The sequence below is a fragment of the Acinetobacter pittii ATCC 19004 = CIP 70.29 genome (assembly GCF_000369045.1).
Lineage (GTDB): Bacteria > Pseudomonadota > Gammaproteobacteria > Pseudomonadales > Moraxellaceae > Acinetobacter > Acinetobacter pittii.
Map to the genome: position 1 here is coordinate 76,117 of NZ_KB849786.1, position 24,773 is coordinate 100,889.

Genomic DNA, 24,773 nt, shown 5'->3' on the forward strand with positions numbered 1-24,773 from the left:
CTGAAGCAAAACGCCAAGCAGAAGCAGACAAGAAAGCTGCTGAAGCCAAACGACAAGCAGAAGCTGATAAAAAAGCCTCTGATGCTAAACGAAAAGCTGAAGCTGAGAAAAAAGCTGAGGCTGAAAAAGCACGTGAACTGCTTGAAAATGGCGATAAAAAGTGGATGGTTCAAGTCGCTTTGGCTGCTAACCAAGCAAATGCAGATGCAGTTGTTTCTAAATTACGAGCTAAAGGCTATAAGGTCACTACAAGCCCAACCAGTAAGGGTATTCGTATTATGGTTGGACCTGCAAAAGACCGTGATACAGCAGATGCTGCTCGTAAGAAAATTACTTCTGATTCAAGTTTAAACATGAAATCAGCGTGGGTGATTGACTGGGTACCGTTAGACCAACGTTAACCAAATTAAAAATTCCACTCAAGATGTCACTAAGATGGATTCGACAGTTGCTGTTGAATCCATTTTACATTTTCAGGTGTAAATAATCGGTCAATGTTCTTCCAAATAATATGATAACCGTAACCCCCTTGTTTCATTTCCTTAACCGCATCATCAATTGCCCAATTTTCAAAAATAATGCGATACATGGCAACGCTGGCCCCTGTACGATCTGAACCATGGTAGCAGTGCAATAAAACGCGCTGATCATTCTGCTTGGCAATTTTGATTTGTTGCATGACTTCTAAGAGATCTTGTCGGTCAATTGCCCAAGTGTTGATAGGAATATGTACAAGATTAAAATTTTCATTTTTAAAAACTAAACTATCTGCGTCTTTGGCTCTTAAATTAATGATCGTTCTAATTTGATGATTCTTTAATTCAGAAATCATTGCTGTATCAGGTTGTTCACTGCGATAAACATCATTACTAATTTGATAAAAGTTATGAGTCTGAGAAACTAAGCTTCCCCAATCTTGTGGTCGATGCTCATGGGCGATACTTTCGTGCTGCATACATCCTTGTAAACTTATACAGATGACAAGTGTAAGGAGCGATAATTTCTTCATGTTTGATACCGTTTAAGCTCATCAGGGTCGTGAGCACAAATTATTTCAATCGTGGGTTCATGTTGAGCTAAATGCTGTAAACGCTTGAGATTAAAAAGACGCTTTTGATTGTCTTCTGCAAATGTTTTTTCCACCAGATCAAGTGATCTTAATTTATTTTTAGGGTTTAACTCTAGGTGTGAGTAGTAGGCATCTCCACAAAATAATACCCATTGATTTTGTTGCTTTATGGCAATCCCGCAATGTCCAGCTGTATGTCCTAACAGCGGTATCATTAAAATTTCATCTTGAAACAGCGGAAAACCTTTAACTTTTTCGAGGTTGAACCATGCTTCACCTTTTTGATATTCAACGAAGTTCCAATACCGATGATCTTTATATTGATTGGTTCTATAGCGAAGTTTGCCTTTAAAATTTGGAAGTTGGGCAGCGTTGTATTCTGCTGCTAAAACATGAACTGTGGCATGAGGAAAATCTGAGATACCACCAGCATGGTCGAAATCAAGATGAGTGACAAAAATATGCTGTACATCTTTGGGACTAAACCCGAGCTTTTGGATTTGTTGGATCGCACTAAATTCAAGATTATGCTCAATATTGCCTAAGCGTTTAACTAATGAGCCTAGGCGCTGCTTCATATGTAAGTAATCTTGCAAGCCAAAGCCAGTATCGATAAGCACTAAGCCTCGATCAGTTTCAACTAAAAGACAATGACAGATTACTTCAGCTCGGAAGCCTTTTTGTCCAAATAAGGGTGCACAAACTGGGCACATGCTGCCACACTTTAAATGATGAATTTTATAGATCATGATTTTTATTTTTTTACCGAATCGTTTCGAGTTATAACTGATCTGAGCAATAAAAACCATGAGTATTCAATACATAAATAAAAAAGCCATCACTACGGATGACTTTTTCGGGTGTGATATTTAATCTAAGTGTGCCTACGCGCTTTGCTTGTCTTGTAGGGAATTTTTCAGATATTTGCCTACGCACTGCGTTTGTCTTGTATCCAACTTTTCGAATACTTGCCTACGCACTTCGCTTGTCTTGCACTTCGATTAAAGCCTTTTTAAAGGCTTTAATCTTGCTCAGGCTGTGGCGTGAGGCGTAAATAAGGTTTAACAGCTGTATAACCTTTAGGGAAACGTTGTTTAATTTCTTCTTCATCTTTAAGTGATGGCACAATAACGACATCTTCACCTTGCTGCCAGTTTGCAGGTGTAGCGACTTTATGTTTATCTGTTAATTGTAATGAATCCACAACACGTAAGACTTCGTTAAAATTTCGGCCCGTCGAAGCAGGGTAGGTAATGATTAAGCGAACTTTTTTGTTAGGATCAATAATCACTAATGAGCGCACTGTTAGAGTTTCACTGGCATTAGGGTGAATGAAGCCATAGAGCTCAGATACTTTACGATCTTTATCTGCAATGATTGGAAAGTTTACAGTTGTATTTTGTGTTTCATTGATGTCGTTGATCCAGCCTTTGTGAGACTCTACATCATCTACTGACAAAGCAATCGCTTTAACATTACGCTTCGTAAATTCATCTTTTAATTTTGCTGTATAACCTAATTCAGTGGTACATACGGGAGTATAGTCGGCTGGATGTGAAAATAAAATTCCCCAACTATCCCCTAAAAAATCATAAAAATTAATTGTGCCTTCACTCGATTCTTGTTGAAAATCGGGAGCAGTATCTCCTAATCGTAGTGTCATGATCTTTCCTCAATTGCTCATAATTTGTTATTCGATTGAATGAATATGCAGCATTTACTTTATGATTAAAATTATTGTTTTTGTATTTTATTATGAACTTTTTATATAAGTGTAAATATATATGACTAAAACTCATTATTTTAAGTGCTTAATCAATGTAACTTTAAGGTAAATTTGCTAAATTAGATTTCTCGGAAGTTATGCTTAATCGATGAGCGTTAATGGTGTGTTTTTGGTGCTCGGCACATTAAGGGGAGATTAGATGAATGAAAAACCATTCGTCTAACTATCAGATTTTTTTTAGGGGTTTTGTGCAAACCCCTTGTACTTCAAATTTCTGACACCATAATAAACGACTGAGAAAAAGTTTATTCATTTGACCAAGCAAGATTTAGAGAGTTTATCCATGTTGGCAAGTCTGATCGGAGGTATCTTCGGTACAAAAAATGAGCGTGAACTCAAACGCATGCGCAAAATTGTTGAGCAAATCAATGCGCTCGAGCCGACGATATCAGCTTTAAGCGATGCAGACTTATCTGCAAAAACTCCAGAATTCAAACAACGTTATAATAATGGCGAAAGTTTAGATAAATTACTTCCAGAAGCGTTTGCGGTTTGTCGTGAAGCTGCTAAGCGTGTGATGGGTATGCGTCACTATGACGTTCAGTTAATCGGGGGTATTACCTTACATGAAGGTAAGATTGCCGAGATGCGTACTGGTGAAGGTAAAACCCTTATGGGTACTCTGGCGTGTTATTTAAACGCTTTGAGTGGCCAAGGTGTACATGTCATTACTGTGAACGATTATTTGGCACAGCGTGATGCCGAGTTGAACCGCCCATTATTTGAATTTTTGGGTCTATCAATTGGTACGATTTATTCAATGCAAGGCCCGTCGGAAAAAGCGGAAGCTTATCTTGCAGATATTACTTACGGTACCAATAACGAATTCGGTTTTGACTACTTACGTGACAACATGGTGTTTTCTTTAGCAGAAAAGAAACAACGTGGTTTGCACTATGCCATTATCGATGAAGTTGACTCCATCTTAATTGACGAGGCACGTACACCATTAATTATTTCTGGTCAAAGTGAAGACTCTTCACACCTCTACAGTGCAATCAATACAATTCCACCTAAATTACATCCGCAAAAAGAAGAAAAAGTAGCAGATGGCGGCCATTTCTGGATTGATGAAAAGCAGCGTTCAGTTGAAATGACTGAAATTGGTTATGAAACTGTTGAACAAGAACTTATTCAAATGGGCTTGTTGGCTGAAGGCGAAAGCTTATATTCAGCAACAAACCTAAACCTTGTTCACCATGTATCTGCTGCTATTCGTGCGCATTTCCTATTCCAACGTGATGTTCACTATATTATTCATGATGGTGAAGTGGTTATTGTCGATGAACATACAGGTCGTACGATGCCGGGTCGTCGTTGGTCAGAAGGTTTGCATCAAGCTGTTGAAGCAAAAGAAGGCTTGGAAATTCAGCCTGAAAACCAAACTTTAGCGACAACAACATTCCAGAACTACTTCCGTCTTTATAAAAAGCTTTCAGGTATGACTGGTACTGCTGATACTGAAGCTGCGGAAATGAAAGAAATTTACGGTCTTGATGTTGTGATTATTCCAACTCACCGTCCAATGATTCGTAACGACCAAAACGATTTAATTTATTTAAACCGTAACGGCAAATATAACGCGATTATTCAAGAAATTATGAATATTCGTGGGCAGGGTGTTGCTCCAATTTTGATTGGTACAGCAACCATTGAAGCCAGCGAAATTTTATCTTCTAAGTTAATGCAAGCTGGTATTCATCATGAAGTTTTGAACGCAAAACAACATGAGCGTGAAGCTGACATTATTGCTCAGGCAGGTAGCCCGAATGCAGTAACAATTGCAACTAACATGGCTGGCCGTGGTACGGACATTATCTTGGGTGGTAACTGGAAAGCTAAGCTTGCCAAACTTGAAAACCCAACAGCAGAAGATGAAGCACGTCTAAAAGCACAATGGGAACAAGACCACGAAGATGTATTGCAAGCAGGTGGTTTGCATATCATTGGTTCTGAACGCCATGAATCACGTCGTATTGACAACCAGTTACGTGGTCGTGCCGGTCGTCAAGGTGACCCTGGTGTTTCTCGTTTCTATTTGTCTCTTGAAGATGACCTTATGCGTATTTTCGCAGGTGACCGTGTCGTTGGTATGATGCGTGCGATGGGTTTGAAAGAAGACGAGGCGATTGAACATAAAATGGTGAGTCGTTCGATTGAGAATGCTCAGCGTAAAGTTGAAGCGCGTAACTTCGATATTCGTAAGAACTTATTGAAATACGATGATGTAAATAATGAACAGCGTAAGATTATTTATTCTCAACGTGATGAAGTATTAGCTGAAAATACCTTAAAAGAATACGTTGAAGAAATGCATCGTGAAGTGATGCAAGGCATGATTGCTAACTTTATTCCACCAGAGTCAATTCATGATCAGTGGGATGTGGAAGGTTTAGAAAATGCTTTACGTATTGATTTAGGTATTGAGCTGCCGATTCAAGAATGGTTAGACCAAGATCGTCGTTTAGATGAAGAAGGTTTGGTTGAGCGTATTAGTGATGAAGTGATTGAGCGTTATCGTCAGCGCCGTGCTCAAATGGGTGATGAATCTGCAGCAATGCTTGAGCGCCATTTCGTTTTAAACTCTCTTGATCGCCATTGGAAAGATCACTTGGCTGCAATGGATTATTTGCGTCAAGGTATTCACTTACGTGGCTATGCGCAAAAGAACCCTGAGCAAGAATATAAGAAAGAAGCTTTCAACCTGTTCGTAAACATGTTGGGTATTATTAAAACTGATGTTGTGACTGATTTGTCTCGTGTACATATCCCAACACCAGAAGAACTTGCAGAAATGGAAGCTCAACAACAGCAGCAAGCTGAATCAATGAAGCTTTCTTTTGAACATGATGATGTAGATGGTTTAACTGGTGAAGTTACACTTTCTCAAGAAACCATGAACGAGTCTGCCGATCAGCAAGCTTTCCCTGTTCCAGAAAGCCGTAATGCCCCATGCCCATGTGGTTCAGGACTAAAATATAAGCAATGTCACGGTAAGATCTAATCTGCCTTCTCAAAAAAAGCAGAACAATTGTTCTGCTTTTTTTATGTTTGTAGTAAGCCTGTGAATAATGTTTGCAGTTTTAAGCATTAAATGCTATTTACTTCTCATCCAGAGTGTATGTTGGAAAGACAATGAAAAAAGTATTACAACCTTTATTTTTAACTGTTCTTGCTGTACCAAGTTTTGTTTTTGCAGCAGAAGCAGCTTCAGCCCCTCAAACGACAACGGTTGACAAAGTACTTGCAGCAAAAGGCCCAACTTCGGCTCAAGCTGTAGTGAAGCAAGAAAATACTACAGTGATTAGTCCACGTACAGGTATTCGCTATACGTTGGGTAACACAGGTAATCGCCCAATTATCTTACAAACTACAGCGATTGCTCCGGCAAACTCAGCAAACATTAATCGAATTGTGGCAAGCAACCCAGCTCTCTCTGCAAAAAGCCAAGAAAAAGCAAAAGTTGCTTTAATCGGTGAAGCAGCTGTAGCAGGACCAGCAGCAGTTGCAGCAAGCAATGTAACAGCGCCAGCTGCAACAAATAGTGTTGCTCCAGCAAATCCTGCATCAATGAACTAATTCATATACGTATAAAAAGCCAGTTCAAATTGAACTGGCTTTTTTATGGGGGTGTCTTTAAAACTTTAAATCTGATTATTTACATCATCATTTTTTGTTTCACGAATGAGTAAGAACGCAACTAATGATAAAAGTGATGCAGCAGTCAGATAATAACCAACTGCATATAAACCATAAGTTTCAGCAAGCTTAGTCGCAATCAGTGGGGCAAAGGATGCACCAAAAATACCAGCCAAGTTAAAAGTTAATGCTGAACCTGTATATCGAACTGAAGTTGGGAAAAGTTCAGAAAGAACTGTACCAATTGGACCATATGTTAAGCCCATAATTGCCAAGCCAGTACATAAGAAAAGGAAAACGATTAAAGTATTTCCAGACTCTAACATACTAGAGAAGAACAAGCCGAAAATCGCAGCAGCAATACAAACGCCAATAGAAGTTGTTTTTCGACCAAATTTTTCTGCAAAAATAGCCGATAAAGGAATGAATGCGGCGAAGCAAAGTGTGGCAAAGAGTTGAAGTTCTAAGAATTCACCACGCGCATACCCAAGCTTTGTGGTTCCCCAGTTTAAGGCAAATACGGTAGTAAGATAGAACACAACAAAGGTACAGATTGCTGCAACTGTACCAAGAATAAGTTTACCAGTATGTTTGGTTAAAACTTCTTTAAATGGAATATTAACTTCTTTTTGCTTATCTAAGACTTTCTGGAAAGCTGGAGTTTCATGAAGTTTTAAACGGATATATAAGCCAACAATAACCAATACAGCACTGGCAATGAATGGAATACGCCAACCCCATTGCATGAATGCTTGCTCAGGAATAACTGCACTCAATAATAAGAATGAACCTGTTGCCAGAATAAAGCCAATTGGAGCACCTAGCTGTGGAAACATCCCGTACCATGCTCTTTTACCTTCTGGGGCATTTTCAGTCGCTAATAATACTGCGCCGCTCCATTCACCGCCTAAACCTAAGCCTTGTCCTAAACGACAAACAGCTAATAGTAATGGTGCGATAATTCCGATTTGAGCATAAGTTGGAAGTAAACCAATACATACGGTTGAAATACCCATGGTCAGTAAAGCTGCAACTAGAGTTGCTTTACGACCGATACGGTCTCCTAGATGGCCAAATAATGCGGCACCGATAGGACGAGCAATAAAGGCAATTGCAAAGGTTGCCAGAGATTGTAAGACTGCGGCACTGCCACTACTAGCAGGAAAAAATAGGTGAGGAAAGATAATCACGGCAGCTGTTGCATAGATATAAAAGTCGAAGAACTCAATGGTTGTACCGACTAAGCTTGCAAACAAAACTCGTGTTTTTGAATTAGTGGCTACTACAGGAGCAGCAGTCGCAGAAGTTGACTCCATATAAGTCCTTATATCCGTTAAAATTTATTTTTAATGACTACTCTTTTTAAAGACGTATTTTTCTCAAAGAATAGCGTGAAAGAAAATCATCCATGACTCTTTCAGGATCACTGAATATGAGTGAAAAATGGACTAAACTACGTACCAATAGATTGCAAGAAAATGTGCCCCTGCACCTAAAAGCACAAAAATATGCCAGATCGCATGGGTATATCTTACCTTTTTTAACGCGTAAAACAATGCTCCAACCGTATAAGCTAATCCGCCAATAATTAACAAAATCAACGCGTCTTTACTCAGATAGGTGCGCATATCATCCATAACAAATACAGCAAGCCACCCCATAAGAACATAAGCAAGTAGCGAAATTTTCTGAAAACGATGAATAAAAACTAACTTGAAAAGTGTACCAATTGCAGCAATGCTCCAGAGAGCAATAAGTAAAATATGAGCTTTTTGTGTAGGTATAGCAATGCTTAAGAACGGGGTATATGTTCCAGCAATTAAATAATAAATAGCAGTGTGGTCGAGTTTTTTATACCAGTAGCGTAGGTTTTGTGTTTGAGCAAAATGATAAAGTGTAGAACTGGTAAAAACTAGAATGAGACTAAATGAGTATACCCATAAGCCCACCCACTGAGCAGTTGGAAGATAAGATCCCTTTATAATTAAAAAGATAGAAGCTACAACTGCCATAACAACACCAGCACCATGACTATAGGCATTAAATAGTTCTTCTTTTGGATCGTAAGTTTCCAACACAGATTTACTCATAACTTTAATTTTTTTGATTAAAAATACAAATGTATAGAAATACAAAACAGTCGTAAAGTTATTTTATTTTTAATCCTAGACCCTTTAAACTTCTATCTTATATGAGTCTTCATTTTTTAGGTATATCCGTGTCGGTTTTCTCCTTTGAGCAAGAACAGCAATTCTTTTATGAAATCAAGCAAATGCTTGACCAACAAGCTTTTGAGCGTTTGATCTTGAGCCAATATAAGGGAGAGTTGGCGCAACTGGAAAAAATCACTTTCCGCGTTGTAGAGCTACATGGACAAAAACAGCTTTCAGCTCTATACCATCATACGACCCAAGATGTGACTAAAAACTATTCATTTCAAGAAGGTTTGCAACAGATTGAGCAATTAATCACTCAGTGTAAGCAAGCAAACTTATTTTCGACTACTCAAGAAATTCAACTTAAAAAAAATAAGAAAAAAGCCATATTAAATATGGGTAAAAAGCAGGCAGTAAATGCGACACAAACGGTTCAGGCGCATGACCGTGAAAAGCAGCGCTATGTACAGCAGGGCAATGCATTTTTAAAAGAGCTGGGTATTACTGATGAAAAAGCTCAGGTCATTCCAAGCATGGCTCGTAAGTGGAAACAGATTAATAAATTTATTGAAATCTTTGCCAGTGCTTATGAACAGATTGACGCATCTCAACAAGAGTTACGCATTGTCGATTTTGGCTCGGGGAAAGGTTATTTAACTTTTGCATTGTATGATTATCTGCAACAACAGCAGAAAACACCATTGATTACGGGTGTAGAGCTGCGTCGTAATTTGGTGGAATTTTGCCAGAACGTTGCAGACAAAGTTCATTTCAATCATTTAGATTTTTTTGAAGGTGACGTTCGTAGTTATCAACCGGAAAAGCTGGATGTAATGATTGCCTTACACGCGTGTGATATTGCGACTGACTTTGCTATTCATACTGGAATTCGTTTAAACGCCTCGATGATTATGTGCGCGCCATGCTGTCACAAAGAATTACGCCCTCAATTACATAGCCCAGAAGTTTTACAACCAATGCTACAGTTTGGTATTCATGCTGGACAACAAGCCGAGATGCTGACTGACACTTTACGTGCGTTACTTTTAAAAGCGTATGGTTATGAAACCAAAGTTTTTGAGTTTGTATCGCTTGAACATACCAGCAAAAATAAAATGATTTTGGCAACAAAACGCAAAAATGTTTCACAACCTGACGCCAAGATTATGGCTCAAATCCAAGCATTGAAAGAAATGTATGGTGTTAAAAAACAAACGTTGGAATTGCTATTACAAGATCAGTTGCCGATCGAAAATATCGGCTGTAAGTGCTAGGACGGTGAATGGATGTATAAAATTGTAGAGGGTGGTTGGGAACAGCTTGAGCAAGATGCGAAATACATCCGTGAACAAGTCTTTATCCAAGAACAGGGAATTGCACCTGAAGATGAATGGGACGACTTGGATGCCACAGTTCTACATTTTATTGTCTATGACAAAGAGCAGCCTATTGCTACAGCACGTTTGTTGCCACAGCATAGCGTAGGGCGTGTTGCTGTTTTAATGCCTTATCGAAAGCAGGGTATTGGTAAAATTTTAATGCAGCATATTATTGAATATGCGCGTCATCATAAATTGCCTTACTTAAAGCTTTCAGCACAAACCTATGTAACAGCCTTTTATAAAGCTTTAGGTTTTCACGTGCAAGGTGAAGTTTACGAAGACTGTGGCATTCCACATATTGATATGGTTTTGAAGTTAAATTGAGACTTCTTTTTAAAAGTCTCAATTTAGATTTATTTCATTGCATGCCAGCTTTCAATTGCCTGTAGACCTGTTTCTAAACCGACTTCATAACTGTAGCGAAGCTTTTTCAGATTTGTTGTTAAACGGCCAGCCATATTCTTAAGAGGCGGTGGGCAAACTTCTAAAATTTGCTGTTCTGGATTTTCACCACGAACAAAATCGACCGAAGCGTTATAGCGAGCACAACGACTACGTAAGCTACTAGCGAAACCATAATGATGTTTAAATGCATATTTCGCGAGGAATTGATCACCTCGACTACTTGCCTTAAAGTAATTTTTCGGGCGAGTGCGTAAAACTAACATTTTTTTGACGCCGCTTTGCTGAGCTGTCCAGCGAACGGGTAAGGCATCTGCAACACCACCATCAAAATATGGTTCACCCATAATATCGACGGGATGACGCGTTAAAACTGGAATTGAGCTAGAAGCACGAAGCGCATTTAGCAAATTATCTTTACCCGCACGAAGGTATTCTGCATGGCCTGTTTTGGCATGCGTCAACACCATATAAAAATCAGGATTTTTGGCAAAAAGACTCTGTTGATCAAGAGGATGCTCTTGCTCACCAATTTCCCACATCCATTTTAAATCAAGTAAATCGCCGCCCTTAAAAAAGCGCTTGTAATCGATAAATTCAGGACGCAGTGAATGATCAATATAAAATGTTAGAGTGCGGCCTTGTTGGCCTGCCAGATAGTTGGCGACATTGGTTGAACCAGATGATACGCCAACATATAAATCGAATGGGTTGAACTGTTGTTGTAAAAATGAGTCAAGTACACCACTGGTAAAGGCACCACGCATGCCTCCACCCTCTACAACCAGTGCGTTGCGGGAAAAATCTGTCATTTGAAAAATATCTGATTACTGAGTTGATTGCTTATGTTCTTGCATATCCATTTCAGGCATGTTGTCACTATGTTGAGCATGTTGCTCTGTAGAGTGTTCAGCCTTTTGCTGCATTTGTTCTTGTTGTGCTTTGCGCTGTGCACCTGGCATATAGTCAGGTTCATTACTCATTGCTAAATAGAAAAAGCCAAGGAAAATCGCACTTAAAACACCAACGATCAGAACAAATTTCCAGCCTAGAACTGCTGACTCGGAAGAATTTTTATCGGACATAAGAATTTCTCGAATGTGCTGTAGAAGCACAAAAATGAAGTCTATTTATAGCATATTTAGGCAGGGGGCTGAAATCTTAAAGGTCATAAAGAAAAACCCATATAAATAAAATATATTTATATGGGTAAGGTTTATGCAGTTTTTTAAATATTCAATAAGACTAAATTACTGAATATTTTGTTTCTGCTCAGCTTTGGTTTTTAGTAAAGCTGGCGGTGTAAAACGTTCACCATATTTGGCAGCTAATTCTTCTGCGCGTTTTTGGGCTTTATCAGTACCATACTGATTTAGGAATTGGATCGCTCCCCCAGTCCAAGGTGCATACCCAATGCCAAAAATAGAACCGACATTGGCATCAATTACAGACTCCAATACGCCTTCTTCATAACAACGTAAAGTATCTAAGGCCTGTACAAACAGAATGCGATCAATCATATCTTGTTCAGAAATATCATGATCTTTTTTCCAGCGGTTTAAGCCTTCCCATAGATGCTTTTTGCCATTTTCTGGATATTCATAAAAACCAGCTCCAGCAGCTTTACCTTTACGGTTTAACTCATGAATCATGGTGTGAACCACTTCATCTACAGAAGTTTTAGGTAAATCTTTTCCTTCGGCTTGTAGAGCTTTGCGTGCTTCACTAGCAACATGTTCGGTTAATGTTAAAGATACTTCATCTTGAATAGCGAGGGGGCCAACTGGCATACCAGCTTTCAGTGCTGCCATTTCAATACGCGCTGGGTGGACACCTTCGGCAAGCAAGCGCATACCTTCTTGAATGAATGTACCAAACACACGACTGGTAAAGAAACCACGGCTATCATTGACAACAATCGGTGTTTTTCCAATTTGTTGTACAAAGTCGTAAGCTTTGGCAAGTGTCTCTGCGGAGGTGTTTTTACCTTTAATAATCTCAACCAACTGCATTTTGTCGACAGGGCTAAAGAAATGCAGACCGATAAAAGCTTTATCATCCTTACTTGCTTGCGCTAAACCTGTAATTGGCAGGGTTGAGGTGTTTGATGCCATCACACCGTTAGGCGCTAAGTATTGCTCGGCTTCTTGGGTAACTTTAGCTTTAAGTTCTTGATTTTCAAATACGGCTTCAATAATTAAATCACAACCTTGTAAGTCTTCAGCAGAAGCTGTAGTCGTAATGAGCGATAAAACCTGATCACGTTTTTCTGCGGTCATGCGGCCTTGTGAAACACGTTTATCTAAGAGCTTTTGAGAATACGCTTTGCCTTTCTCTGCATTTTCAACAGATACATCTTTAAGTACAACTGGAATGCCTTTAATGGCTGTTGAATAGGCAATGCCCGCACCCATCATGCCTGCACCCAAAACACCCACTTTAGTCGCTTGCCATTTTGCAACGTTGGCAGGGCGGCTCGCACCAGACTTAATTGCATTTAGACCATGCCAGAAAGTGCCGATCATATTTTTAGAAATTTGGCCTGTGGTAAGCTGAGTAAAGTAGCGAGACTCAATACGTAGTGCAGTATCGACATCAACTTGAGCACCTTCAACTGCGGCAGCCATAATCGCTTCAGGGGCAGGGTAACAACCTTTGGTTTTGTCTCTTAACATGGCTGGCGCAATTGCAAGAACTTGTGCAACTGCTGGAGTTTTTGGATCACCGCCTGGAATTTTATAACCCTTCACATCAAAAGGCTGCTGAGATTTTGGATTGGCCTTGATCCAAGCAATTGCTTTATCTAAAAGCTCTTGATCATTTTCGGCAGTGTCATGAATTAAACCTAAAGATTTTGCTTTATCAACACCGAACTGTTTGCCTTCCATTAAGAAAGGAAATGCATTTTGAAGCCCAAGCAAACGTACCATACGTACAATACCACCGCCGCCTGGTAACAAACCTAAAGTGACTTCTGGTAGGCCAAATTTGCTTTTTGGGTCATTAATTGCAATACGGTGATGGCAACTTAATGCGATTTCCCAACCGCCGCCTAGTGCAGTGCCATTTAATGCTGCAACCACTGGAATCCCTAGTGTTTCAATTGTACGTAAATGACCTTTTAGCCTTTCAACCATGTTGAAAAAGTCAGTTGCATGTTCAGGCTGAACTTGAATCAGTTCATCTAAATCGCCGCCTGCAAAGAAAGTTTTTTTAGCCGAGCGGAAAATAACCCCTGAAAGTTCTGTTTCTGCTTTAAGTTTCTGAGTCGCTTCATCGAGCGAGTCACGAAACTCGGCATTCATGGTGTTCGCAGATTGACCAGTTGAATCAAGCGTTAAAATGACAATATTGTCGGCATTTTTTTCGTATTGAATTGCACTCATCTTTTATATCCCTAATTTTTATACGCGTTCAATAATGGTGGCAATACCCATCCCACCGCCAACACAGAGCGTCGCTAAACCGCGCTTTTTATCTTGTCGTTCAAGCTCATCAAGTAAAGTGCCTAAAATCATGGCACCTGTTGCTCCTAATGGATGACCTAAAGCAATCGCACCGCCATTTGCGTTGACTTTTTCAGCAGGGACGTTGAGCTCATTAATAAAACGCATAACAACTGCCGCGAATGCTTCATTGACTTCAAACAGGTCAATATCGTCAATCGTAAGACCAGCTTTTTCTAAAGCTTTACGTGCAGCAGGAGCAGGGCCAGTCAGCATGATGGTTGGATCAGTACCGACTAATGCAGTTGCCAAAACTTTAGCGCGTGGTTTTAAATTTTGTTCTTTGACAGCTTTTTCAGAAGCTAATAAAACTACAGCTGCTCCATCGACAATACCTGATGAGTTACCTGCGTGATGAACATGATTGATTTTTTGTGCTTCCGGATATTTTTGTAAAGCAACTGCATCAAAGCCCATTTGGCCCATCATTTCAAAACTTGGATTCAGCTTCGTTAGACCTTCGAGTGTGGTATTACCTTTAATAAATTCATCTTTTTCTAAAATCACCACACCTGCATGATCTTTTACTGGCACAACTGATTGGTCGAAATAACCATTTGATTGAGCCGCCGCCGCTTTTTGCTGTGACTTTACAGCAAAATTATCAACATCTTCACGGCTATAGCCATCTAAGGTTGCAATGAGGTCGGCCCCAATACCTTGTGGAACAAATGATGACTTAAGATTTGTTTCTGGATCTAATGCCCACGGGCCACCATCCGAGCCCATTGGAATGCGTGACATTGATTCAACGCCACCAGCAACCACTAAATCTTCCCAACCAGAGCGGACTTTCATTGCTGCCATATTGACTGCTTCTAAGCCTGATGCACAAAAGCGATTGATTTGTACCCCAGCAACATCATCATTCCAACCTGCTGCAATCGCTGCTGTTTTGGCAATATCACCACCTTGATCGCCAATTGGTGTTACGCAGCCCAAAACAATATCGTCAACTTTAGAGGTATCGAGTTGATGGCGCTGCTGTAATTCATTTAATAAGGTCGTCAGTAATGTAATTGGTTTTACTTCGTAAAGAGAGCCATCTTTTTTTCCTTTTCCGCGTGGGGTGCGAATGGCATCAATAATATAAGCCTCGCTCATAACAGTTCCTTTTTTATTACTTAAACTTTGTTGTGTTTTGAGTGTACTGGTTTTAAAAGGCAACGCAATGACGATAAGCGCACCAGTCAGGTGATGATTTTTGCCAATAGAAATACAAAAAAGCCCAAGTTGAACTTGGGCTAAATGTGAAGCTAAATAGATTTAAGAATTAGTGATAACCATGTAGCTGGCGATATAGGCCAGGGGTTACACCCGTCCACTTTTTAAATGCACGGTGGAAAGTACTGGTTTCACTAAAGCCAACTTGTTGGGCAACATCTTCAAGTGTTAACTCAGGGTTGAGTAACAAGTGAATCGCAGCATCTCGGCGTAGGGCATCTTTTACGCCTTGGTAGCTTTTACCTTCGGCAGCCAAGCGGCGGCGTAAGGTTTGCGGAGATAAATACAACATTGATGCCACGTCATTAAGCGTTGGCATTTCTTCACCAATTTGGCTTTTGAGCACTTCACGAATACGAGAAGTTAGCGAGTTGGTGTTTTTGAATTTTACTAAAAGCTGAGCAGGAGCTGCTTTTAAGAATTCTTCTAGCGTTTTCTCATCTTGGCGGATTGGCAAATCAAGATAATCAGCTGCAAAGGTAATTTCAGTACGTGGTGCATCAAACTGCATAACTGGTGCAAAAAATAATGCATCATATTCATCGGCATGTGCAGGACGTGGATAGCTAAAATGAACACGTTCTAATGGCAAACGACGTTCAATCAACCATGATGCTAGACCGTGCCAAATCATGAGCATGCTTTCAGTAATGAAATGGTCTGGATCTAAAGTTTTTGGAATGAGGGGAACTAGACGTGCTTCATGTTTGTCACGCTCTAGAGTTACAGACCATTCATCGCCAAATAATTTGTAGAATTGAGATGACAGTTCAAGGGCTTGGCCCAATGTTTTTGCGTGAATAATCAACTGACACATAATGGCAAAAGTGCCCAGACGACGCGGTTGTACGTCAAATCCAACGTGTTCATCCTGTGTGACCATCCACAACATTTTTATAAAACGAGTGTATTGTTCTGGTGAGATTCGAGCTTTAGGTTGACGTAATAATTCCGCTTCAATACCCACATGTGAAAGGAGCATTTCAACATCCATGCCAAGGCGTTTTACGCCTGTCAAAGCCGCATTCACGAAGTGGATGCTAATCGTATCGCGACTCATATTGAATCCTTCAGTCTCTTTGATGTTCACTTTAAATTGACCTAAATGACCGTCTAAAAAAATAAATTGGCGATTTACAACAGAGTAAAAGCACTTTTTACATGTTAAATTGCCGAAATGATCAAGGTAAATGGCTGAACATGACATTGTTTTAGTATATTTGCTTAACTAATATAAAAGAAAATTCGAATAATAGTGGTTAAAAATACGATGACGACAGCATTAAATGGACTTAAAGTTCTCGATTTCTCGACGCTCTTACCTGGCCCTTTTGCCACCATGTATTTGGCCGATATGGGAGCAGAAGTCATCCATATCGAATCTCCATCACGTCCTGATTTAATCCGAATCATGCCGCCATATGCAAATGGTCAAGCAACAGCACATAGTTATTTAAACCGAAATAAACAGTCGATTGTTCTCGATTTAAAGGATGAGGCGAGTATTGATCTGATTAAAGCCAAAATTTCTGAGTTTGATATTGTCATAGAGCAGTTCCGACCTGATGTTATGCGCCGTCTCGGTTTAGACTACGCGACACTTGCCGAAATTAACCCACGTCTCATTTATTGTTCAATTACAGGTTATGGACAAACAGGGAGCTATAAAGACAGAGCTGGGCATGACATTAACTATTTAGCTTTAGCAGGTATTGCTGGATATAGCGGCCGACAAGACAGTGGTCCACCACCACTCGGTATTCAAGTTGCAGACATTGCAGGTGGTTCACTTCATGCGGTCATTGCGATCTTGGCTGCGGTCGTTGAACGCGGACGTAGTGGGATGGGACAATATATTGATATTTCCATGACCGATTGTGTTGCTAGCCTCAATAGTATGGCCGCATCAGCAACACTTGCGGCACAAGTTGAACAGGCTCCAGAGCATGGCATGCTCAATGGCGGTATTTTTTATGACTATTATATGACTCAAGATGGTCGTTATCTTTCAATAGGTAGTCTTGAGCCACAATTTATGTCTGGTTTATCAGTGGCACTTGATTTGCCTTTATTATTACAAAAAGGTGCTTCCTTAGATGTCGAAGACCGACAAGAAGTTAAACAAGCCATTCAAGAGAAAATTAAAACGAAATCATTTAAAGAATGGCATGAAATTTTTGCAAATCTTGATGTGTGTGTAGAACCTGTTTTAAGCCTAACAGAGTCCTTAAACTCGCCTTTAGCACAAGAACGTGGATGGATTGTGGATGTACCTTTGCAAAATAATACAGCGGATACAGAACCACAATTGGCTTGTCCAATTAAGTTTTCAAGATCAAAAATGAGATATTCCTTTATAGGTCAAAAACTTGGTGAAGGGCAGTGGTAAAGAGCTGGGGCCATTTTTTATACAATGTGTATTAAGATTATTATTAGATTAATCAATCGATTAACATTTTGAATAATTTCTTTACATAAAATTAGCGTACCCTTTATAAACAAAGACATAAAAGGTATGTAAACATGAAAACACATAAATCCTTGATGGCTTCCTGTTTATCCGTTTTATCAATTACTCTTTTTATACAGCATGCACAAGCTGCTGCTGCATTCGACCCAAATAGTCCTTGGATGTTGGGTGATTGGAACGGTCAACGCACAGCGTTACAAGCACAAGGTTATGATTTTTCTTTTGGATATACCGGCGAATATGCCGGTATTTTAGATTCAAAAAATACGTCTACGCATGGTAGTGCTTATACGGGGCAACTTGCACTAGGAACTCATTTTGACCTAAATAAAATTTTAGGTTGGCAAGATACGGAAGCTCAAATCACATTAACATATCGTGATGGGCAGTCGCTTTCTGAACATTCACCAGCTTTAGCAGGGCACTTAAGCTCGGTGCAAGAAGTGTGGGGGCGTGAGCAAACTTGGCGTTTAACAGATTTGTGGATCAAGAAGAAATTCCTTGATCAGAAGTTAGATGTGAAAGTCGGTCGTTTTGGTGAAGGTGAAGACTTTAATAGTTTTGACTGTGATTTCCAGAATTTAGCGCTTTGTGGTTCGCAAGTCGGTAACTGGGTGGGCGATCAGTGGTATAACTGGCCAGTAAGCCAATGGGCAATGCGTGTTAAATATAACTTGCAACCTGATTTATATACGCAAGTTGGTGTATATGAATACAACCCGGAAAATCTGGACCGAGGTAAAGGTTTTAACTTAAGTACTGATGGTTCTCACGGTGCAATTATTCCTGCCGAAGTAGTTTGGTCACCTAAATTAGGCGCTCAAAGTATGGCTGGTGAATACCGTTTAGGTTATTACTACAGCACTGCTGACGCCGAAGAAATTACGAATAAGGCTCAAACATCTCATAAACAAGGGGTGTGGGTAACTGCAAAACAAAAATTATTCCAGCCTGCTGATCAAACAGATCGCGGTTTGACAGGTTTTGTGAACCTGACTTTCCACGACTCTGATACCAACAAAATTGATAATATGCAAAATGTAGGCTTGGTCTATAAAGGTTTGCTCAATCAACGTCCTCAAGATGAGTTGGCACTCGGTGTGGCTCGTATCCATATCAATGATGATTGGAACGATGTTCAAACTAAAGAATATGACACTGAATACAATACCGAGCTTTACTACGGTATTCATGCCACTAACTGGTTAACTATTCGTCCAAATGTGCAATATGTTCGTCATGTTGGTGCATTAAAAAATGGTGATAACACTTGGGTTGGCGGTATTAAATTCTCAACTGCATTCTAAGCGTAATTACTCCGAAAAACGGATTGTCGAGGGCTAAATCATTGATTGAATTATCCTGACCTTCCGTTTTTTCTTGATGCCTGAATTTGTTTTAGATGTATTGGTGATGCCATTTTTCTATAAGGTTCTTGGCACATCTTTCCTATAAAAATGATGATTGATAAGAGGTGGTTTATGAATCAACCTACTTCAAGATCAGGTTTAACGACTTTTACCGTAATTATTATTGGGTTACTGGCGTTATTCCTGTTAATTGGAGGTATTTGGCTCGCTACACTAGGCGGTTCAATTTACTACATTATAGCTGGAGTATTACTCCTCATTGTTGCATGGCAACTCTACAAGCGTGCTTCTACTGCTTTGTGGATTTATGCTGCATTAATGCTAGGTACCATTATCTGGAGTGTCTGGGAAGTTGGAACAGACTTTTGGGCGCTTGCACCCCGTTTAGATATTTTAGGTATTCTTGGTTTATGGTTATTGGTTCCGGCTGTAACTCGTGGAATCAACAACCTTGGATCAAGTAAAGTTGCCTTATCTTCAACTTTAGCAATTGCAATCGTGTTGATGGTTTATTCTATTTTCAATGATCCGCAAGAAATTAATGGTGAAATCAAAACACCTCAACCAGAAACAGCTCAAGCCGTGCCTGGTGTTGCTGAAAGCGATTGGCCAGCTTATGGTCGTACTCAAGCAGGCGTGCGTTATTCTCCATTGAAACAGATCAATGATCAAAACGTAAAAGACTTGAAAGTTGCCTGGACTTTACGTACTGGCGATCTTAAGACAGATAACGACTCTGGCGAAACGACCAATCAGGTTACACCGATTAAAATCGGTAACAACATGTTTATCTGTACAGCTCACCAGCAGTTAATTGCGATTGATCCTGCTACAGGTAAAGAAAAATGGCGTTTTGATCCGAAACTTAAAACGGATAAATCGTTCCAGCATTTAACTTGTCGTGGTGTGATGTACTACGATGCAAACAATACAACTGAGTTTGCAACGAGTCTTCAAAGCAAGAAATCTAGCTCTACACAATGTCCACGTAAGGTATTTGTACCAGTCAACGATGGCCGTTTAGTGGCTGTAAATGCTGACACTGGTAAAGCATGTACTGACTTTGGTCAAAATGGTCAAGTGAACTTACAAGAGTTCATGCCATATGCTTATCCAGGCGGTTATAACCCAACATCTCCTGGTATTGTGACTGGTTCAACTGTTGTTATTGCTGGTTCTGTAACAGATAACTACTCAAATAAAGAGCCATCTGGTGTGATTCGTGGATACGACGTTAACACTGGTAAACTTCTTTGGGTATTTGATACTGGCGCAGCAGATCCAAATGCAATGCCGGGCGAAGGTACTACTTTTGTTCATAACTCACCAAATGCGTGGGCACCTTTAGCATACGATGCCAAACTTGATATTGTTTATGTACCAACAGGTGTAGGTACTCCAGATATCTGGGGTGGCGACCGTACCGAGTTGAAAGAGCGTTATGCAAACTCAATGTTAGCGATTAATGCTTCTACTGGTAAATTAGTGTGGAACTTCCAGACAACCCATCACGATTTATGGGATATGGACGTACCATCACAACCATCTTTAGCTGATATCAAAAACAAAGCCGGCCAAACTGTTCCTGCAATCTATGTATTGACGAAAACAGGTAATGCCTTTGTGCTTGATCGCCGTAATGGTAAACCAATTGTTCCTGTAACTGAGAAACCAGTTCCACAAACAGTTAAACGTGGACCACAAACTAAAGGTGAGTTCTATTCAAAAACTCAGCCATTCTCTGACTTGAACTTGGCGCCACAAGATAAATTGACTGATAAAGACATGTGGGGTGCCACTATGCTTGATCAGCTCATGTGTCGTGTATCTTTCAAACGTCTAAATTACGATGGTATTTATACTCCACCATCTGAAAACGGTACTTTAGTTTTCCCTGGTAACTTAGGTGTGTTTGAATGGGGCGGTATGTCAGTTAACCCTGATCGTCAGGTTGCTGTAATGAACCCGATTGGTCTGCCATTCGTAAGTCGTTTAATTCCTGCTGATCCAAACCGTGCACAAACTGCAAAAGGTGCAGGAACTGAGCAGGGCGTACAACCGATGTACGGCGTACCTTATGGTGTTGAAATTAGCGCATTCTTATCTCCGCTTGGTTTACCTTGTAAGCAACCGGCTTGGGGCTATGTAGCTGGCGTTGATTTGAAAACTCATGAAGTGGTATGGAAAAAACGTATTGGTACAATCCGTGATAGCTTGCCGAACTTGTTCCAGTTACCTGCTGTGAAAATTGGTGTGCCTGGTTTAGGTGGTTCAATTTCTACTGCCGGTAATGTCATGTTTGTTGGTGCAACTCAAGATAACTACTTACGTGCGTTTAACGTTACTAACGGTAAGAAACTTTGGGAAGCGCGTTTACCAGCAGGTGGACAAGCGACACCAATGACTTATGAAATCAATGGTAAGCAATATGTTGTGATCATGGCTGGCGGTCATGGTTCATTTGGTACGAAAATGGGCGACTATTTAGTGGCTTATGCCTTACCAGATAACAAATAAAAAGCTTTTATAGAAAGGGCCTGGATTTATCCGGGCTTTTTTTATGTCGATTTATATTAAAGCTTATCAATAAAACCGTTATTAAATATGCAAAAAAAGCATTTTATTGATGAATAAAAGCTCGCTATGCTATCCGCCTTAATAATGAATCTACTAGCCATACGCCATGTATTTATATACCGATTTCGACCAGCAGCTGGTTAATGAACGAGTTGCTCAGTTCCGTGATCAAACAGAACGCTATTTAGCTGGCAAACTTTCTGAAGATGAATATCGTCCATTACGTTTGCAAAATGGTTTATATGTGCAACGTTATGCGCCTATGCTGCGTATTGCTGTGCCGTATGGCTTAATGAATTCTAAACAATTACGTAAAGTTGCTGAAGTTTCAACTGCTTATGACCGTGGTTATGCACATGTATCTACACGTCAAAACATTCAGTTAAACTGGCCTGCACTTGAAGATGTGCCAGACATTTTGGCTGAACTTGCAACTGTACAAATGCATGCCATTCAAACCAGTGGTAACTGTATTCGTAACACGACAACTGACCAATATGCAGGTGTGGTTGCTGGTGAAATTGCAGACCCACGTCCAACATGTGAGTTGATTCGTCAGTGGAGTACATTCCACCCAGAATTTGCATTCTTGCCACGTAAGTTCAAAATTGCTGTTTCTGCACTTGAAGAAAAAGATCGTGCGGCAACTGCATTCCACGATATTGGTGTTTATATCGTGCGTAATGAAGCAGGCGAGATCGGCTATAAAATTATGGCTGGGGGGGGTTTAGGCCGTACCCCAATCATCGGTAGTGTGATTCGTGAGTTTTTACCACGTGAAGATTTAATTGCTTACTTAGAAGCGGTTTTACGTGTTTATAACTTGCATGGTCGTCGTGATAACAAATATAAAGCGCGTATCAAAATTCTAGTTAAAGCATTAACGCCTGAAGTGTTTGCACAAAAAGTTGAAGCTGAATTTGAACATACACGTGAAGCATTGAAGATTCAGCCAGAAATCTTGAAAAAACTGGATGAAGAATTCACTCCATTTGCTTACCAAGATTTGGGTGATGAAGACTTCACAGCATTGTTTGCTGAGCATCCAAAATTCAAACAGTGGTTCAATATCAACACGCATGCGCATAAAGTGAAGGGCTATCGTATTGTTACGATTTCTCTAAAACGCGCAGGTATTGCACCGGGTGATATGACCACCGAAGAAATGAATTTTATTGCAGATCTTGCTGATAAATATACGTTTGGTGAACTTCGCACGACTCACGAACAAAACATTGCTTTGGCGGATGTACCTCAAAAAGATTTGTTCGATGTATGGCAAGCGCTTGAACAACAAAATATGGCGCGTGCACATATCGGCTTTATTACCGATATCATTAGTTGCCCGGGCGGTGATTTCTGTTCACTTGCAAATGCGAAATCAATTCCAATTGCTGAAGCAATTACACGTCGTTTTGATGACTTAGACAAAGTTTATGATCTTGGTCATTTAGATCTAAATATTTCTGGTTGTATGAATGCTTGTGGTCACCACCACGTAGGTAACATCGGTATTTTAGGTGTGGATAAGAAAGGCGCTGAGTTCTATCAAATTACATTAGGTGGTAATTCAGACCATGATGCATCAATCGGTGACATCTTAGGGCCATCTTTTGCAGCAGATGCTGTGCCTGATGTTATTGAAGAAGTATTGAATACTTATCTTGATTTGCGTACTGAAGGTGAGCGTTTTGTTGATACATATCGCCGTGTAGGAATTCAACCATTTAAGGAGCGTGCATATGCTTAATACAGCTCTACCAGTGCTTTATAAAGATGGCACGATTGCAGATAATACTTATCAAATCATTGCTGAAGATGGTGTTATTCCCCAAGGTGATGTTGTGGTCACAACAGCTCAACTCGATCAATTAGCTAACGTTCAAGGCAAAAAAGCTTTGTATGTGACCGTAAATGATTCACCTGAAGAGTACACATTTCCATTAAGTGAACTTGATGCAATCTTCATTGAGTTTGCAGGTTTTGGTGATGGTCGTGGTTATTCATTTGCTGCACTATTGCGCCGTCAAGGTTTCCAAGGCGAATTGCGTGCAACTGGTGATGTGTTTAAGGATGTCTTAAACTACTTAAAACGTTCAGGTTTTGATAGTTTTGTGATTAAAGAAGGTAAAGATGTGCAAGAAGCGGCAGCTGGTTTGCAAGACTTTACCAACCCATACCAAGCTTCAACAGCCGTACCGCAAGCAAGTTATCAAACTGGTGCTTAAATAGTTTTTAAATATAAAGGCTGAACTCAGGTTCAGCTTTTTTTATGAATAATTTTTAAATGACTCAACTGAAGAACAACAATGTTAGGTTTAATTTCAAAAATAAATCCTGGTGCTTTGTGGCTACTTTTTGCTATTGCGACAGATGTACTCTCAACATTTTATTCTGCTAAGGGGAATGGCTTAGTCAATAAAACAGCTCAGGGTATTGCTCTGGTTTTGTATATTATTTCTTTTGCATGCGCTGCTATTGCTTTGAAATATATGCAAGCTGGAATCTTATATGTGCTTTGGTCTGGGATAGGTGTATTAGCAACAGCTTTTTTGGCAAAGATTTTTCTTGGTCAGAATATTGATGTGGCAGGGTGGGTGGGAATTGGTTTTATTACTGTAGGTTTAATGATTATTGCACAATATTCCAATATCGATGTTTAAAGCCCTTATAGAAATAGTAAGTATCTCTATAAGGGCTAAATATTGAAAATATTAGGTATCAAGCTGGCAGTTAACCATCCACTTTATACCGAACTGATCGGTAAAAGCGCCGTACAATGCGCCCCAGAACGTTTTTTCTAAAGGCATTTCAATTTGACCATTAACAGATAAAGCATCAAAAAGTTGTTTTGCTTTTTCTTGCTCATCTTTTTCAAGATTGATCGAGATATAGTGATTATTTCCTTGGGTAAAAACGCTGTTAGGGGCACAAAACTGATCATTTGTATCTGAGGCCATAAGCACAGTGTACTCATTAATCGGTAAAGAAACATGTAGAACCAGATTTTTGTCGGCTTCCGATAACGTCACACCTTCAGGCGCTGGCATATCACCATAACGGCTTAACATACCGAATTCACCACCAAATACTGATTTATAAAAGTTAAAGGCTTGTTCTGCTTGACCTTGGAAATTGAGATAGTGATTGAGTTGCATTGTTATTGTCCATTGTTGTTTTCGTTTAAAGGAA

Annotated in this window: 22 protein-coding genes; 11 read left to right on the forward strand and 11 right to left on the reverse strand. The window is 39.9% G+C overall.

The annotated features are described in order from the left end of the window. Nucleotides 1-401, forward strand: a 401-nt coding sequence (locus F928_RS04715; protein ID WP_005072722.1) for an SPOR domain-containing protein, incomplete at its 5' end; no start/stop codon positions are given. Nucleotides 402-430: 29 nt separating this feature from the next. On the opposite strand, the gene F928_RS04720 is transcribed toward F928_RS04715, so the two are convergent. The 3 genes from F928_RS04720 to F928_RS04730 all read right to left on the reverse strand — a co-directional run bounded on the left by F928_RS04720 (nucleotide 431) and on the right by F928_RS04730 (nucleotide 2,732). Beyond that, nucleotides 431-1,009, reverse strand: a complete 579-nt coding sequence (locus tag F928_RS04720; protein ID WP_005072726.1) for a dual specificity protein phosphatase family protein — start codon at nucleotides 1,007-1,009, stop codon at nucleotides 431-433. Continuing rightward, complete coding sequence (locus F928_RS04725; RefSeq protein ID WP_176563845.1) at nucleotides 1,006-1,818, reverse strand: MBL fold metallo-hydrolase; 813 nt, start codon at nucleotides 1,816-1,818, stop codon at nucleotides 1,006-1,008. Before F928_RS04725 ends, F928_RS04720 begins: the two co-directional genes overlap by 4 nt. A gap of 272 nt (nucleotides 1,819-2,090) precedes the next feature. Continuing rightward, nucleotides 2,091-2,732 carry a peroxiredoxin gene (locus tag F928_RS04730; RefSeq protein ID WP_002116558.1) on the reverse strand — a complete coding sequence of 214 codons (642 nt, stop codon included), beginning with the start codon at nucleotides 2,730-2,732 and terminating at the stop codon, nucleotides 2,091-2,093. Nucleotides 2,733-3,138: 406 nt separating this feature from the next. Here F928_RS04730 and secA point away from each other — a divergent pair, with 406 nt between their 5' ends. Next, nucleotides 3,139-5,859: a preprotein translocase subunit SecA gene (gene secA, locus F928_RS04735; protein ID WP_002116195.1), complete on the forward strand. Its 2,721-nt coding sequence runs from the start codon at nucleotides 3,139-3,141 to the stop codon at nucleotides 5,857-5,859. A 131-nt stretch (nucleotides 5,860-5,990) separates the two neighbouring features. Continuing rightward, nucleotides 5,991-6,434, forward strand: coding sequence for a hypothetical protein (locus F928_RS04740; RefSeq protein WP_002116535.1), 444 nt, complete (start codon nucleotides 5,991-5,993; stop codon nucleotides 6,432-6,434). Nucleotides 6,435-6,499: 65 nt separating this feature from the next. Here F928_RS04740 and yhjE read toward each other — a convergent pair whose 3' ends face one another. Next, on the reverse strand, nucleotides 6,500-7,810 hold the full coding sequence (gene yhjE / locus F928_RS04745; RefSeq protein ID WP_005072730.1) for an MFS transporter: 1,311 nt from the start codon (nucleotides 7,808-7,810) through the stop codon (nucleotides 6,500-6,502). A gap of 132 nt (nucleotides 7,811-7,942) precedes the next feature. After that, nucleotides 7,943-8,584 (reverse strand): PAQR family membrane homeostasis protein TrhA, encoded by a 642-nt coding sequence (trhA, locus tag F928_RS04750; protein ID WP_017482175.1) that lies wholly within the window; start codon nucleotides 8,582-8,584, stop codon nucleotides 7,943-7,945. 128 nt (nucleotides 8,585-8,712) lie between these two features. On the opposite strand from trhA, the gene gstcD reads away from it, so the two are divergent. Further along, nucleotides 8,713-9,924, forward strand: a complete 1,212-nt coding sequence (gene gstcD, locus F928_RS04755; RefSeq protein ID WP_005072737.1) for a class I SAM-dependent methyltransferase — start codon at nucleotides 8,713-8,715, stop codon at nucleotides 9,922-9,924. A gap of 12 nt (nucleotides 9,925-9,936) precedes the next feature. Then, nucleotides 9,937-10,356 (forward strand): GNAT family N-acetyltransferase, encoded by a 420-nt coding sequence (locus F928_RS04760; RefSeq protein WP_005072739.1) that lies wholly within the window; start codon nucleotides 9,937-9,939, stop codon nucleotides 10,354-10,356. A gap of 29 nt (nucleotides 10,357-10,385) precedes the next feature. Here F928_RS04760 and yjjU read toward each other — a convergent pair whose 3' ends face one another. The 5 genes from yjjU to F928_RS04785 all read right to left on the reverse strand — a co-directional run bounded on the left by yjjU (nucleotide 10,386) and on the right by F928_RS04785 (nucleotide 16,224). Continuing rightward, nucleotides 10,386-11,246 (reverse strand): patatin-like phospholipase family protein, encoded by an 861-nt coding sequence (gene yjjU, locus F928_RS04765; protein ID WP_025469659.1) that lies wholly within the window; start codon nucleotides 11,244-11,246, stop codon nucleotides 10,386-10,388. A 15-nt stretch (nucleotides 11,247-11,261) separates the two neighbouring features. Continuing rightward, nucleotides 11,262-11,519: a hypothetical protein gene (locus F928_RS04770; protein ID WP_005072746.1), complete on the reverse strand. Its 258-nt coding sequence runs from the start codon at nucleotides 11,517-11,519 to the stop codon at nucleotides 11,262-11,264. A gap of 165 nt (nucleotides 11,520-11,684) precedes the next feature. Then, nucleotides 11,685-13,820: a 3-hydroxyacyl-CoA dehydrogenase NAD-binding domain-containing protein gene (locus F928_RS04775; RefSeq protein ID WP_005072748.1), complete on the reverse strand. Its 2,136-nt coding sequence runs from the start codon at nucleotides 13,818-13,820 to the stop codon at nucleotides 11,685-11,687. An 18-nt stretch (nucleotides 13,821-13,838) separates the two neighbouring features. Beyond that, nucleotides 13,839-15,044 carry an acetyl-CoA C-acetyltransferase gene (locus F928_RS04780; RefSeq protein ID WP_005072749.1) on the reverse strand — a complete coding sequence of 402 codons (1,206 nt, stop codon included), beginning with the start codon at nucleotides 15,042-15,044 and terminating at the stop codon, nucleotides 13,839-13,841. Between the two features lie 169 nt (nucleotides 15,045-15,213). Beyond that, complete coding sequence (locus tag F928_RS04785; protein WP_002116561.1) at nucleotides 15,214-16,224, reverse strand: AraC family transcriptional regulator; 1,011 nt, start codon at nucleotides 16,222-16,224, stop codon at nucleotides 15,214-15,216. 210 nt (nucleotides 16,225-16,434) lie between these two features. On the opposite strand from F928_RS04785, the gene amacR reads away from it, so the two are divergent. The 6 genes from amacR (at nucleotide 16,435) to F928_RS04815 (ending at nucleotide 24,244) form a co-directional block, all read left to right on the forward strand. After that, nucleotides 16,435-17,553 carry a CaiB/BaiF CoA transferase family protein gene (amacR, locus tag F928_RS04790; RefSeq protein WP_005072750.1) on the forward strand — a complete coding sequence of 373 codons (1,119 nt, stop codon included), beginning with the start codon at nucleotides 16,435-16,437 and terminating at the stop codon, nucleotides 17,551-17,553. Nucleotides 17,554-17,708: 155 nt separating this feature from the next. Further along, nucleotides 17,709-18,941 (forward strand): carbohydrate porin, encoded by a 1,233-nt coding sequence (gene oprB / locus F928_RS04795; protein WP_078210305.1) that lies wholly within the window; start codon nucleotides 17,709-17,711, stop codon nucleotides 18,939-18,941. Nucleotides 18,942-19,115: 174 nt separating this feature from the next. Next, entirely contained in the window at nucleotides 19,116-21,521 is a 2,406-nt protein-coding gene (gene gcd / locus F928_RS04800) for a glucose/quinate/shikimate family membrane-bound PQQ-dependent dehydrogenase (RefSeq protein ID WP_005072751.1), read from the forward strand. Nucleotides 21,522-21,687: 166 nt separating this feature from the next. Next, nucleotides 21,688-23,331, forward strand: a complete 1,644-nt coding sequence (gene cysI / locus F928_RS04805; protein WP_005072752.1) for a nitrite/sulfite reductase — start codon at nucleotides 21,688-21,690, stop codon at nucleotides 23,329-23,331. Continuing rightward, nucleotides 23,324-23,809, forward strand: a complete 486-nt coding sequence (locus tag F928_RS04810; protein WP_005072755.1) for a DUF934 domain-containing protein — start codon at nucleotides 23,324-23,326, stop codon at nucleotides 23,807-23,809. The genes cysI and F928_RS04810 overlap by 8 nt, the downstream gene beginning before the upstream one ends. Nucleotides 23,810-23,890: 81 nt before the next feature. After that, entirely contained in the window at nucleotides 23,891-24,244 is a 354-nt protein-coding gene (locus tag F928_RS04815) for a DMT family transporter (protein ID WP_005072757.1), read from the forward strand. Nucleotides 24,245-24,295: 51 nt separating this feature from the next. Here F928_RS04815 and F928_RS04820 read toward each other — a convergent pair whose 3' ends face one another. Continuing rightward, nucleotides 24,296-24,739 (reverse strand): VOC family protein, encoded by a 444-nt coding sequence (locus F928_RS04820; RefSeq protein ID WP_005072758.1) that lies wholly within the window; start codon nucleotides 24,737-24,739, stop codon nucleotides 24,296-24,298. Nucleotides 24,740-24,773 lie beyond the last annotated feature (34 nt).